Genomic DNA, 13,184 nt, shown 5'->3' on the forward strand with positions numbered 1-13,184 from the left:
AGCCGCGTCGGTGATCCGAGAGTCGGCCGCGTCCACCGGCTGGGACGCGGTAGTGCCGGACGGTGGAAGCCCTCGCTCCCACGCTGTGTGACCTGCCCGGAATCCTGCGTGAACGTCTTATGAACTGGCCCTGGGCGTGCGCCGGTGGAGTCATCATGCTGCCGTGCGCTCCTGGACGGATACTCTCCGCTTCGCCTTCCAACCGGTGGTCAATCTGACCACCGGAGGGGTCGCGGGGCTGGAGATACTCGCCCGGCCGGAGAGCGGCGACGTCCTGGCCGAGGCCCGCCGGGACCCCGAACTCGACGGCAGGCTGGCCGTATTGGCGGTGCGGGCCGCCGCGCGTCGGGAGACGCTGCTGCCGCTGCACGTGAACGTGTTCGCCGGTACTCTCGCCGACCTCGGCGGCCTCACTCCCCTGCACGACGCCGTGCGAGCGGCGGGACGGCTGCCCTGGGAGGTCACCGTCGACATCGGGCCGCCCTACACGCACGTGCCCCAACAGGCCCTCCTGGAGGCCGTGGGAGCGTTGCGGGAGCAGGGCTTCCGGATCAGCGCGGACGGCATCGGGGACGGCGACGTACCGCTGCGGCTGCTCACCGACATGGCGCCCGACCTGGTGAAGCTCGACGCGTCGCTGCTGCTGCGGCCCGCGGCGGTGCGGGCGATGCGGACGCTGTGCGAGGAGTTGGGGGCGCTGCTGTCGGTGGAGGGCGTGGAGACGGAAGGGCAGTACGCGGCGGCGCTGGCGGCCGGCGCGCAGCTGGCGCAGGGCGAGCTGTTCGCGCCGCCGTCGCGGCTGCCGGTCGCGGACGTATACGTTCCGCCCCGTCCGCCCGACGCCGTGGCGATGCCGAAGTCGGGCCCGTCGGTACGGGAGTTCGTGCGGCCCGCCGCCCTGTTGCCCGCGACCGCGTCGGCCGGTCAGGTGCGGGCGCTGCTGACCGGTTCGCCGGAGGTGTCCGGGGTGCTCCTCGTGGACAGGAACGGGGTCCCGGTGCGATCGGTGCACCGCTCGCGCTTCCTGCTGTCGATGTCAGGGCGCTACGGACACGCGCTCTACGCCGACCGGCCCGCCGCGAAGCTGGGTGATCCGCCGCGGACGGTGGGGGTCGACGCCACCGCGTGGGAGGTCCTGGACGTGCTCGCCGTGGGCGACCGGGACCGCACCTCGGACGACGTGGCGGTCGTCGACCACTACGGGCGGTGCCTGGGCGTCGTACGACTCGCCGATCTCGTACGGGCGTTGGCCGAGAGCCGGGTCGAGGAGGCGGCCGGGCTCAATCCGCTGACGCGGCTGCCCGGTTCGGACGCGATCACCGGAGAGGTGGACCGGCGGATCGCGGACGGGCGGACGTTCGCGCTGAGTTGGCTGGATGTGGACCACTTCAAACAGGTCAACGACGGGGCCGGGTTCGCGGCGGGCGACGAGCTGATCCGGTCGGTGGGGCGGGCGTTGCAGCACGCGGCGTCCGGGAGCACCCGGGTGGGCCACATCGGCGGGGACGACTTCCTGGTGCTCGCCGACCCGCAGGGCCTGGATCCGCTGGCCGTCTCGGTGCTGGACACGCCCTGGTCGGCCGGCGGGCGTCCCGTCACGTTGTCGCTGGCCACGGTCCTGTGCCCGCCGGGCAGTGTGAGCGACCACCGGCAGGCCGCCGCCTGTCTGGCGCCACTGAAGCAGGCCGCGAAGGCGCTGTACGGGGCGAGTTGGGTGCTGGGCCGGGCGGGGCTGCCCGGTCACGAGATCCTGCGCGGCTCGGGGGCAGCGCCTGCGCAGGCGGGGTGCGCGGTGGCGGAGCCGGGAAGGGGGTGACACCCTTCGGCTGGCGGAGGCCGGAAGGGGGCTGGCACCCCTCGGCGAGCGGAGCCCGGGAGGGACTGCCCCTCTCCTCTCGACCGGCGGAGCCCGAGAGAGGTCGGCTCCCCCTCGGCAGGCGGAGCCCGCAAGGCATTCCCCCCGCTCTCGGGCGGCGGAACCCGGCGGAGGTCGGCTCCCCCTCGCAGGGCGGAGTCCGGTAGGGACTGCCCTCTCCTCTCGGCCGAAAGAGCTCGGCAGAGGTCGGCTCGGCTTGGCGGGCCGAGCCCGCGAGCGACCTCCCCTCCTCTCGGCCGACAGAGGCCCGGCGGAGGTCGGCTCGCCCTCGCAGGGTGGAACCGCCGTCTCTCCCCTGTCATCGTTCACGTCCGCGACCTTGACGCTCTCTGGGTGCCGGTGAACACTTCCCGTTGTCGGTCGACATCGCCGTACATACACGGCGTATCCACGCACTGCGCCGCGGGCCCCGCCTGAGCACCTGGCCCACTCCCCAGCGCGATTCGGCCAGGACGGCACGCTCGTCACGGACGCCGAGCGGGGCGCGGGTCTTCCCTGCCTTCGGCTGAAGTCGCCATGGGAAACGCACCCTGCACGCAGGACCGGGGTCGACAGGCCCCCGGGCCAGGTCCTAGGAGCCGCCATGAGCAACGGAGACATCTTTCTCGGCGAAGTCATCGGTACCGCGATCCTGATCCTGTTCGGCGCCGGTGTGGTCGCCGCCGTCGTACTGAACTACTCCAAGGCGAAGGACGGCGGCTGGATCGTCATCGCGTTCGGCTGGGGTTTCGGCGTGATGGCCGGCGCGTACACCGCCGCACCACTGTCCGGCGGACAGCTCAATCCGGCCGTGACCATCGGCATCGCCATCGACACCGGGAAGTGGGACAAGGTCCCGCTCTACATAGCCGGGCAGATGGTCGGCGCCATGCTCGGCGCGGTCCTGTGCTGGCTGGTCTACCTCGCGCAGTTCCAGGCGAACGCCGAGGAGGAGATGGCGCAGCCGACGCTCGGGATCTTCTCCACCACCCCGACGATCCGCAATCCCGTGGCGAACCTCATCACCGAGATCATCGCGACCATCGCGCTGGTCCTGCCCATCCTGGCCTTCGGGCTGACGAAGGGGCTCGGCGAGTCCGGCACGGCGGTCCTGGTCGTCTCGTTCCTGGTGGTCGGCATCGGTCTGTCCCTCGGCGGGCCGACCGGCTACGCCATCAACCCGGCCCGTGACCTGGGCCCCCGTATCGTCCACGCCCTGCTCCCGATCCCCAACAAGGGCACCTCGGACTGGGGTTACTCGTGGATCCCGGTGGTGGGACCGCTGATCGGCGGAGCGCTCGCCGGGCTCATCTTCAACGTCGCTTTCTGAGCTTTCTCCGCTTTCCGATCCGGTTCGGAGGGCCGCGCCGCCCTCCGAACCCGCAGCCGTCCTCCCACCCGCAGCCGACTGCCACCCGCAGCCGCCTCCCGATCCTCCAGAGCAGCCTTCCGAAGTACACGACGAAGGGGACGTCATGACGGACAAGTTCGTCGCCGCCATCGACCAGGGCACGACCTCCAGCCGCTGCATCGTCTTCAACCAGGACGGCGCGATCGTCGCCGTCGACCAGCGCGAACACCGCCAGATCTTCCCCAAGCCGGGCTGGGTGGAGCACGACGCCACCGAGATCTGGTCGAAGGTGCAGGCCGTGGTCGCCGGGGCGATCGCCAAGGCCGGGCTGCGCGCCGACCAGCTCAGCGCGCTCGGCATCACCAACCAACGCGAGACCACGGTCCTGTGGGACCGCGCGACGGGCAAGCCCGTGCACAACGCCATCGTGTGGCAGGACATGCGCACCGCGGCCCTGTGCGAGCAACTCGCCGGTACGGACGGGCAGGACCGCTTCCGCGAGCAGACCGGCCTGCCGCTGGCCACCTACTTCGCAGGGCCCAAGGCGGCCTGGCTGCTCGACAACGTGCCCGGCCTCAGGACCCGCGCCGAGAACGGCGAGATCGCCTTCGGGACCATCGACTCCTGGCTGATCTGGAACCTCACCGGCGGCACCGACGGCGGCAGGCACGTCACCGACGTGACCAACGCCGGGCGCACCATGCTGATGAACCTGGAGACCCTCCAGTGGGACCAGTCCATCCTGTCCGCGATGAACATCCCCGAGGCGATCCTCCCGGAGATCAGGTCCTCGGCCGAGACCTACGGCACCGCCAGGGGCCAACTGGCCGGTGTGCCCGTCGCGTCGGCCCTCGGCGACCAGCAGGCCGCCATCTTCGGACAGGCCTGCTACGACGTGGGCACGGCCAAGAACACGTACGGCACGGGCAGTTTCCTGCTGCTCAACACCGGCAACCGGCCCGTGCCGTCGAAGAACGGGCTGCTGACGACGATGGGTTACAAGATCGGCGACCAGGCGGCGGTCTACTGCCTCGAGGGGTCGATCGCCATCACGGGCGCCCTGGTCCAGTGGTTCCGCGACCAACTGGGCATCATCCGCGCCGCCGACGACATCGAGCCGCTGGCCGCGAGCGTCGACGACAACGGCGGCGCCTACATCGTGCCCGCGTTCTCCGGCCTGTTCGCGCCGTACTGGCGGTCCGACGCGCGCGGGGTGATCACCGGTCTGACGCGGTACGTCACCAAGGCGCACCTCGCGCGGGCCGTGCTGGAGGCGACGAGCTGGCAGACGCGTGAGGTCGTGGACGCCATGTACCAGGACTCCGGGGTGCAGATCACCACCCTGAAGGTGGACGGCGGCATGACCAAGAACAACCTCCTGATGCAGCATCAGGCGGACGTGCTCGACGTGCCGGTGGTCCGCCCCAAGGTCTCCGAGACGACCTGTCTCGGCGCCGCGTACGCGGCCGGGCTCGCCACCGGCGTCTGGAACGACCTCGACGAACTCAAGGCCCACTGGCAGAAGGACGTGGAGTGGACGCCCTCCATGGAGGCGTCGGTCCGCGACCGCGAGTACCACAACTGGCGCAAGGCGGTGGAGAAGAGCTTCGCCTGGGAGGAGGGCGGCGACAACTAGGCACGCGCACGCGTGCGTTGCGACGGGACACACGCACGCGTGCCTGCCGACGGAGCTGCGGCCCGTACCCCGGTCGGCGAGGGTACGGGCCGTGCCCGTGCGTCCGGGGTGGTGGCCGCCTAGGCGGGCGGCGGCGTCAGGTGGTGACGGTCTTGCGGCGCTCGGCCGCAAGCGCCATGGCGTGCTGGACGACCCCGATCAGCACCTCCTTGACGGACGTACGGTCGCGCGCGTCGCACAGGACGAGCGGCACGTCCTCGTCGAGGTCGAGGGCCTGGCGGACGGACTGCTCGGGGTAACGGGCGCTGCCCTCGAAGCAGTTGACGCCGACGACGAAGGGTATGGAGCGCCGCTCGAAGTAGTCGACGGCGGCGAAGCAGTCCTCCAGGCGGCGCGTGTCGGCGAGCACGACGGCGCCGAGCGCGCCCTCGGAGAGCTCGTCCCACATGAACCAGAACCGTTCCTGCCCGGGCGTTCCGAACAGGTACAGCACCAGGTTCTCGCGGAGTGTGATGCGGCCGAAGTCCATGGCCACGGTGGTGGTGTGCTTGCCCTCCACCCCGCTGGTGTCGTCGATCGGCCGGCCGGCCTCGGTGAGCAACTCCTCGGTGCGCAGCGGCCTGATCTCGCTGACCGCGCCCACCAGGGTCGTCTTGCCCACGCCGAAGCCACCGGCCACCAGGATCTTGAGCGTGACCGGCTCGACCGGCGGCTTGCCTCGCTCAGTACGCCCGAACATCATCGTTCTCTTCTCCTGCTGGGTGGGGGGAGTCTGCGTCCGGCTCCCCGATCGCACTGTTCGGAACCATCTCCGCAGGCGGGTGGCCGACTTGCCGCAGAGAGGTGTCGACGATCGGTCAGATCATATCGGTCGCGCCGCCTCGACGCCCGGTCCGTACCTGCCGACGAGGACATCGTGGATGTTCACAACACGCGGCGGCCACACGGATGATGAGAAGCTGGAGGTGGCAGTCAGGCAGTTCCTCAGGACGCGATCACCAGGAGCCAAGGACGATGGATACGTCGAAGCCCCGGCCCGGCGACGGATCCGCGGGCCGCGTCCAGTCGTTGGAGCGGGCCATCACGCTGCTGGAGGCGACCGCCGACTGTTCGCCGGACGGCGACACGGCGGCCAACCTGGCGGCGCGCTGCGGGATCAACCGCGCCACGGCCTGGCGGCTGTTGGCCACGCTGGAGCAGCACGGGCTGGTGGAGCGCAGCCCGGTCAGCAACCGCTACACGGTCGGCTTCGCGGTGGCCCGGATGGCGTCGGTGGCCGGCTTCGACGGGCTGATCCGCCGGGCGCACGGCACGCTGAGCCGGGTCAGCGAGCAGACCGGCGAGACCGCCAACCTCGCGGTGGTACGGCAGTTGGGCCTGACGTACATCGACGAGGTGACGCCACCGGTCGTGCTGAGCGCCAAGTGGCTAGGCCGCCAAGTGCCGTTGCACGCCACCTCGACGGGCAAGGCACTGCTGGCCTGGCTGCCCCCGGAGGAGGCCGAGTCCCTGCTGGCCGAGCCGCTCACGGCGTTCACGGACACCACGGTCACGGACCGGGGCCGGCTGGCGGCGGAGTTGGCGCGGACGCGGGAACGCGGATACAGCGTCTGCGTCGGCGAGATGGAGCGGAATCTGTACGGGGTCTCCGCGCCGGTGCTCGGCAGCCGCGCGCGGCCGTTCGCGATCGTCAGCATCTGGGGGCCGCGGGACCGGGTGCCCGAATCGCGGTTCGCGGACCTGGGGGTGCTCGCTCGGGGCGCGGCGGACGAGATCGCGGGGGCGGTGCGGGCCGCATAGGGCGCCGACGGTCCCGACGGAGGCGGTCTTGACCGTACGACGTCCTGCGCCGCATGTTCGTATGGTGCGACGGTTGTTCACCATGTGAGCAGCAAAGAGAGGAACCCGCGCCTCATGAACCAGGACGTCATCATCACCTGCGCCCTCACCGGCGCCGGCGACACCGTACGCAAGAGCGCGCACGTGCCCGTCACCCCCGAGCAGATCGCCGCGTCCGCCGTGCAGGCCGCCGAGGCCGGTGCCGCCGCGGTCCACATCCACGTACGGGATCCCGAAACCGGGGCGCCCTCGCGGGATCCGCGCCTGTACCGCGAGGTCGTCGAGCGCATCAAGGAGACCGGCACCGACGTCGTCATCAACCTCACCGCCGGCATGGGCGGTGACCTGGTCGTCGACCCCGAGGAACCGCTGAGGCACCTGCCCGGCACGGACCTCGTCGGCGGCCTCGAACGGCTTCCGCACGTCGAGGATCTGCTGCCCGACATCTGCACCCTGGACTGCGGTTCCCTCAACTTCGGTGACGGGTCCGGCCTTTACGTCTCCACGCCGGACATGCTGCGCACCGGGGCCCGGCGGATCCAGGAGCTGGGCGTGCGGCCCGAGTTGGAGATCTTCGACACCGGACACCTGTGGTTCGCCAAGCAGTTGCTGGCGGAGGGGCTGCTGGACGAGCCGACCGTGTTCCAGCTGTGCATGGGCGTGCCGTGGGGTGCGCCCGCGGATCCCGGCGTGCTCCAGTCGATGGTCAACTTCCTGCCGGAGGGCGCCCAGTGGGCCAGCTTCGCGCTGGGCCGGATGCAGATGCCGTGGGTGGCGCAGTCGATCCTGCTCGGCGGTCATGTGCGCGTGGGCCTGGAGGACAACCTCTATCTCGGCAAGGGCGTCAAGGCGACCAACGCGCAGTTGGTGGAGCGGGCGGTGACGATCGTCGAGGCGCTCGGGGCGAGGGTCGCCACGCCGGACGAGGCGCGAGTCAAGTGGGGCCTGAAGCGGTGACGGATCCCTCCACGCACTCGACCCTGCCACCCGAATCCCCCACCGCTCACTCGAACCCGTCCCCCGAGCCCCCGTCCGCCCCCGAAGACGTGCGCCGAGTCGCCTGCGTCGGCGCCGGAGTGATCGGCGGTGGCTGGGTCGCCCACTTCCTCGCCCGCGGCTACGACGTCACCGCGTGGGACCCGGCCCCCGACGCCGAGGCCCGGTTGCGGCGGCTGGTGGACGCCGCCTGGCCCGCGCTGGAACAGCTCGGTCTCGCCGCCAGCGCCTCACCGGACCGCCTCACCGTCACGGCGACGCTCGAAGAGGCCGTGTCCGAGGCGGAGTTCGTGCAGGAGAGCGCCCCGGAGAAGCTGGACCTCAAGCGCGAGCTGCTCGCCGGGATCGACGCGTTGACGCCCGCCGGAGTGGTCATCGCCTCCTCCACCTCCGGGTACCCGATGACGGACATGCAGACGGAGGCCGGCACGCCCGGTCGGCTGGTCGTCGGGCATCCCTTCAACCCGCCGTACCTCATCCCGCTCGTCGAGGTGGTCGGCGGTGAGCGGACCGAGCAGGGCGCGGTGCGCTGGGCGTCCCGTTTCTACGAGGTCGCGGGCAAGTCCGTCATCGCCCTGGACCGCGAGGTGCCCGGGTTCATCGCCAACCGTCTCCAGGAGGCCCTGTGGCGGGAGGCGCTGCACATGGTCGCGAACGGTGAGGCGACCGTCGGCGACATAGACCTGTCCATCACCGAGGGTCCGGGCCTGCGTTGGGCGGTCATGGGTCCGATGCTGACCTTCGCGCTGGCCGGCGGCGAGGGCGGAATGGCCCACATGCTGGACCACTTCGGCCCGTCCCTGAAGTCCCCGTGGACCCGGTTGGAAGCCCCGGAGCTGGACCGGGAGTTGTACGACGCGGTGGTCGCCGGCTGTGACGACGCCGCCGACGGCCGTACGATCGCCGACCTGGTCGCCGAACGGGACCGGGGCGTCATCGCCGTACTGCGCGCGACCGGGCGGCTTCGGGAGGAGGGTGCCGCATGAGCGTTCCGCTGTTCCGGGAGACCGTTCGGCCCGAGTGGATCGACTACAACGGGCATATGAGCGAGGCGTTCTACGTCCTCGTCTTCGGCTTCGCGACGGACGCGCTGATGGAGTCGACGGGGCTGGATCCGGCGTATCGAGAGCGGACCGGCTGCTCGCTCTACACGGTCGAGGCTCATGTCCGTTACCTCCAGGACGTGCCGGTGGAGGCCCGACTGGCCGTGCGTACGCGGGTGTTGGGGGCGGCCGGGAAGAAGGTGCGTCTCACGCACGAGATGTACGTCGTCGCGGACCCGTCGGCGGAGCCGGGGGCGGATGCCGAGCCGGTGGCCACCACGGAGTTGCTCGCTCTCCATGTGGATCAGGCAGCGGGCCGTGCGACTGCGTTCCCGGATGCCGTCCGCGAGCGGCTCAACGCCCTTGTGGAACTGGCTCCCTGGTGGGCCGGTCGTTCCGTGGCGCCGGTGGGGGCGGAGGGGGAGGTGGCTCGCGGACCGGGGTGATCGGGCCCGGTCCGTGAGCTGTTGGGACCTGGGAAGGCTCGGTCAGAGGGCCCGGAGGCCGCTGATCACGTCGCGCAGGATGCTCTCGTCCGGGAGTTCGGCAGGGGGTACCGGCCGGGTCACATGGACGAACTCGCCGTTCACGAGGTCGCCGATGAGCACCCGGACGACGCCGATGGGCAGGTCGAGTTCGGCCGCGAGTTCGGCGACCGACTGCGGTGTGTCCCGGCAGAGGTCGACGATGTCCACGTGTTCCGGGGACAGCATCGAGTCCCCTTCCGGGTCGTCGGCCTGCGGTTCGGTCAGCACCACCGCGATCAGGTCGAGGCGGTGCTGGCCCGGACTGCTGGTCCGGCCGCGCGTCATCGCGTACGGGCGGACGACCGGCCCGGCGTCGTCGTCGAACCAGTGGCTTCTTCCCTGACCGTCAGAGCTCATGACATCTCACTACCCGCCCGCGGGCAGATCGGTGCGCGGAGCGGCGCCAAGATGTACACCGACCCGCTTCACGAGGAGGGTCATCTCGTACGCGACCTGGCCCACGTCCGAGTCCGCGTCCGCGAGGACCGCGAGGCAGCTGCCGTCACCGGCGGCGGTCACGAACAGGAAGGCCTCGTCGAGTTCGACGACCGTCTGCCGGACCGTGCCGGCCTCGAAGTGGCGGCCCACGCCCTTGGCGAGGCTGTGGAAGCCGGAGGCGACGGCGGCGAGGTGCTCGCTGTCCTCCCGGGTCAGGTCCTGGGACACGCCGGTGGGCAGGCCGTCGCTGGACAGGACGAGAGCCTTGCTGATGCTCGCGACGCGGTCCACGAGGTCGTCCAGGAGCCAGTTGAGCTCGCCGGTCCTGTTCGTGGAGTGGCCGGTCGCCTTCGGTGCGGTCATCGACCGTCCCCCTTCGTTCCTTGTGGTGCAGTGCCGCTGTGGGCGTCGTCGTCCGCGGCGTTCTCCTCGCGCCCGCGCTGCCAGCCTCGTTGCAGCGAGGCCATCCGGCTGCGTACCTCGTCGGCGTCGCGCTCCACGGGCTCCGGTCTGTCCGCGGTGGGCCGGACGGGGCTCTGCTTCAACTGCGGGGCCAGGTTGGCCTGTCGTACCCGCCGGGGCAGTGCGCCCGTGCCGGCGGTGGTGTCCGGTCCGGAACCGGGGCGGGTGCCTCGACCCGGACCGGCGCCTGCCGCCTGCTCCTCGCTCCCGCTCCCGGCGCCGATGGCGGGTGGGCGGGTGCGCAGGGGCAGGGCGGGAGTATCTGAGGTTTCGCCTGGGCCGTCGTGTCCCGATGGCGTCGGGGACTCGGGGCGGTCGGGTCCGCCGGGGCGCAGCGGCGAGGCGCCGCGGCGGCGGGTCGGCAGCGCCGGCGCGCCCTGCTCCGTCGCCGGCCAGGCTGCCCGGCCCGTCAGGGGCTCGTCGCCCCGGCGGCGGGCCGGCGACGCCGTGTCCGTCTCCCGTCGTCCCGTGCCTGCGGCGAGGGAGTCGTCCACGTCGTCGCGCCGGGACCGTCCGCCGACCGGGCGGCCGTGCGAGCTGACCAGCTTGGGCGTGCCGCGGCGGGGCAGCGGGACCAGGGGGTTGCCGTCCTCGTCCGTGTCGCCGTCGCCCGGCTCACGGGACGCGGGGCCCTCCTGGGGCCGGCCGTCCTCGGCGAGGGTGATGGAGCGGCGCGGCCGGAACAGCCCGCCGCGCTCGCCCGCCTCGTCGTCGAGCGGGTCCGGGAAGTCCTCGATGGCGTCCAGGTCGACGGGCGCCTCCAGCTCGACCGGGCCGTCGAGCAGCGCGGCCGGCAGTCCGGGCCGCGACCCGGACGTCCCCGAGAGGGCGGTCCGGCGCCCGTCCTCCAGCGCCGCCTCCTTCGTGGGATGGGGCCGGTCGAGGCGGAAGCCGATGCCGTTGGTGTCCGGGACCTCGTTCGTCAGCAGCGCGTCGGGGATGAAGACGACCGCGGTCGTGCCGCCGTACGGGGACGGTTGCAGGGAGACCCGGACGTTCTGCCGCTGGGCGAGCCGGCTGACCACGAAGAGGCCGAGCCGGTCGGTGTCGGAGAGTTCGAACTCGGGGGTCTCGGCGAGCCGCAGGTTGGCGTCCAGGAGGGCGTCGGCGGCCATGCCGAGGCCGCGGTCGTGGATCTCCAGGGTGAAGCCGTTGGCGACGCGCTCGCCGAGCACCTGGACGGCGGTGTGCGGCGGGGAGAACACCGTGGCGTTCTCCAGCAGCTCGGCGACGAGGTGGGTGACGTCGGCGACGGCCGGGCCGGTGACGGCGACCCGGGGCAGCCGGCGCACCTCGATGCGCTCGTAGTCCTCGACCTCGGCGACGGCGGCCCGTACGACGTCCATGAGCTGGACGGGTTTGCGCCACTGCCGGGAGGGGGCCGCGCCGGAGAGGATCACGAGGCCCTCGGCATGCCGGCGCATACGGGTCGTCAGGTGGTCCAGGCGGAACAGGTCGGCGAGTTCGTCGGTGTCCTCGGTACGGCGTTCCATCGTGTCGAGCAGGGTGAGCTGCTTGTGCAGCAGGACCTGGCTGCGGCGGGCGAGGTTGACGAAGACCTCGGAGACCCCGGCGCGCAGTTCGGCCTGCTTGACGGCGGCCTCGACGGCGGCGCGCTGGAGGGTGTTGAGGGCGTGGCCGACGTCGCCGATCTCGTTGCGGTCGTACTCCAGGCGCGGGACCTCGGTCTCGACGTCGACCTGCTCGCCCGTGGACAGCCGGCGCATCACGCTGGGCAGCCGGACGCCGGACGCCTCGTGGGCCTCCAGGCGCAGTTGCCGCAGGTCGCGGATGAGGCCGCGGCCGACCCGGACGGACAGGAACAGCGAGAGCAGCAGGGCGACCAGGCCGAGTACGCCGCCGATGGCGACCTTGGCGATGACGCCGACGGCGACCGGGCGGACGCGGTCCTGATAGCGGTCGTCGGCCCGGTCGTTGAGGGTGCCCAGCTCGTTCAGGACGGTGCCCGCGGCGGTGTCCCAGCTCTGCGCGGTGACCTCGCGGGGCGCCCCGGACCCGCCCTTGACGGCGGACTGCTCGGCGGTACGCAGCGGAGCGGTCTCGGCGTTCTTCCAGAACCGGTCGTAGCGCGCGCGTTCCGTGGCGGGCAGCAGCGGCAGGTTGACCTGGTACAGAAGGTCGCGCTGGGCGACGAGGTCGGAGACCTCCCGCAGTTCGGTGCGCGAGGGCTTGCCCACGACGAGGGCGGAGCCGAGCAGGGCGTCCTCGCGGGAGAGGAACTCGCGGGCGCGGGCGAGGTTGGCCAGCGCGCGGTACTGCTTGTCCATCTCGACGTTGTCGACGACGTGGAGGTTGGTGAGCAGGACGTAACAGGGGTCGACCAGACGGTTGTAGAGGCCGAAGGCCTGGGCCCGGTCGACGGTGCCGTCCTCGACGCTGCGGCGCAGGGAGTCGATGCCGTCGAAGGCGTCGAGCACCGCGCTCAGGTTCTCGCCGGTGCCGGAGCCCATCGCGTCGCGGACGTCGGGGTTCCGCGCGTTCTTGCGGATCTTCGCGACGGCCTGGTCGGTGGCGGTCCGGCTGCGCCTGAGGTCACCGAGTCCGTCGGAGGCCCGCGGGTCCGCGAGGTAGACGAGACTCTGCCGGCGCTCCTGCTGCAGCACGCGGACGGTGTCCTCGATCGGGTAGCCGATCTTCTCGGTCACGTCGGAGACGTTGAACAGCTGTTCCGCCTCACGTCCGGTGAGGACCGTGGCGAAGGCCCAGATCGCGGTCAGCGACAGCAGCGGCACGAGAAGCAGCGCCACGATCTTCCGGCGGATGGACTTCCCGCGAAAGCGCATGGCCTCCCCCAGCTCGACCCCCGCCGGCCGGGGGCACATATGTACGTCAACAAACGGCGCGAGCCTACTACCGTCACACGCGTATCTCGAAGACCGTTCCGGAAGCTGAACTGCCGTGTGGGCGACGACACATGGAGAGTTGTCCGGTGTTGGGCGGATGTTGCCGCCCGCCACGGCTCGATGATCGCCGGAACTCTTTCACCGTACGCACGCGAACAGTTGGCCGGATTTTT

At 71.4% G+C, this 13,184-nt stretch carries 11 protein-coding genes; 7 read left to right on the forward strand and 4 right to left on the reverse strand.

Annotation, left to right across the window (positions count from 1 at the left end):
- Nucleotides 1-163 precede the first annotated feature (163 nt).
- The 3 genes from ACWD5F_RS20155 (at nucleotide 164) to glpK (ending at nucleotide 4,842) form a co-directional block, all read left to right on the forward strand.
- Nucleotides 164-1,816 (forward strand): EAL domain-containing protein, encoded by a 1,653-nt coding sequence (locus ACWD5F_RS20155; RefSeq protein ID WP_451256022.1) that lies wholly within the window; start codon nucleotides 164-166, stop codon nucleotides 1,814-1,816.
- A gap of 643 nt (nucleotides 1,817-2,459) precedes the next feature.
- Entirely contained in the window at nucleotides 2,460-3,185 is a 726-nt protein-coding gene (locus ACWD5F_RS20160; protein WP_450355759.1) for an MIP/aquaporin family protein, read from the forward strand.
- A 145-nt stretch (nucleotides 3,186-3,330) separates the two neighbouring features.
- Complete coding sequence (glpK, locus tag ACWD5F_RS20165) at nucleotides 3,331-4,842, forward strand: glycerol kinase GlpK (RefSeq protein ID WP_401725552.1); 1,512 nt, start codon at nucleotides 3,331-3,333, stop codon at nucleotides 4,840-4,842.
- A gap of 136 nt (nucleotides 4,843-4,978) precedes the next feature.
- On the opposite strand, the gene ACWD5F_RS20170 is transcribed toward glpK, so the two are convergent.
- Nucleotides 4,979-5,584 (reverse strand): GTP-binding protein, encoded by a 606-nt coding sequence (locus tag ACWD5F_RS20170; protein ID WP_401725550.1) that lies wholly within the window; start codon nucleotides 5,582-5,584, stop codon nucleotides 4,979-4,981.
- Between the two features lie 272 nt (nucleotides 5,585-5,856).
- Here ACWD5F_RS20170 and ACWD5F_RS20175 point away from each other — a divergent pair, with 272 nt between their 5' ends.
- From ACWD5F_RS20175 to ACWD5F_RS20190, 4 genes are all read left to right on the forward strand, one after another.
- A complete protein-coding gene (locus ACWD5F_RS20175; RefSeq protein WP_451256025.1) occupies nucleotides 5,857-6,642 on the forward strand; it encodes an IclR family transcriptional regulator in 786 nt (261 codons plus the stop codon).
- A gap of 114 nt (nucleotides 6,643-6,756) precedes the next feature.
- Complete coding sequence (locus tag ACWD5F_RS20180) at nucleotides 6,757-7,638, forward strand: 3-keto-5-aminohexanoate cleavage protein (protein WP_451256027.1); 882 nt, start codon at nucleotides 6,757-6,759, stop codon at nucleotides 7,636-7,638.
- A 23-nt stretch (nucleotides 7,639-7,661) separates the two neighbouring features.
- Nucleotides 7,662-8,663, forward strand: coding sequence for a 3-hydroxyacyl-CoA dehydrogenase NAD-binding domain-containing protein (locus ACWD5F_RS20185; protein ID WP_451256747.1), 1,002 nt, complete (start codon nucleotides 7,662-7,664; stop codon nucleotides 8,661-8,663).
- The gene (locus tag ACWD5F_RS20190) at nucleotides 8,660-9,166 is read left to right on the forward strand and encodes a thioesterase family protein (RefSeq protein ID WP_451256029.1); all 507 of its coding nucleotides are present in this window, start codon (nucleotides 8,660-8,662) and stop codon (nucleotides 9,164-9,166) included. Before ACWD5F_RS20185 ends, ACWD5F_RS20190 begins: the two co-directional genes overlap by 4 nt.
- A gap of 42 nt (nucleotides 9,167-9,208) precedes the next feature.
- Here ACWD5F_RS20190 and ACWD5F_RS20195 read toward each other — a convergent pair whose 3' ends face one another.
- Genes ACWD5F_RS20195 through ACWD5F_RS20205 form a run of 3 tightly spaced genes read right to left on the reverse strand, consistent with a single transcriptional unit; the run spans nucleotide 9,209 to nucleotide 12,951 of the window.
- The gene (locus tag ACWD5F_RS20195; protein WP_401725537.1) at nucleotides 9,209-9,604 is read right to left on the reverse strand and encodes a DUF742 domain-containing protein; all 396 of its coding nucleotides are present in this window, start codon (nucleotides 9,602-9,604) and stop codon (nucleotides 9,209-9,211) included.
- 9 nt (nucleotides 9,605-9,613) lie between these two features.
- Nucleotides 9,614-10,048, reverse strand: a complete 435-nt coding sequence (locus ACWD5F_RS20200; RefSeq protein ID WP_451256031.1) for a roadblock/LC7 domain-containing protein — start codon at nucleotides 10,046-10,048, stop codon at nucleotides 9,614-9,616.
- Nucleotides 10,045-12,951, reverse strand: coding sequence for a nitrate- and nitrite sensing domain-containing protein (locus ACWD5F_RS20205; protein WP_451256033.1), 2,907 nt, complete (start codon nucleotides 12,949-12,951; stop codon nucleotides 10,045-10,047). The genes ACWD5F_RS20200 and ACWD5F_RS20205 overlap by 4 nt, the downstream gene beginning before the upstream one ends.
- Between the last annotated feature and the right edge of the window lie 233 nt (nucleotides 12,952-13,184).

This window comes from Streptomyces sp. NPDC002499 (assembly GCF_053595415.1).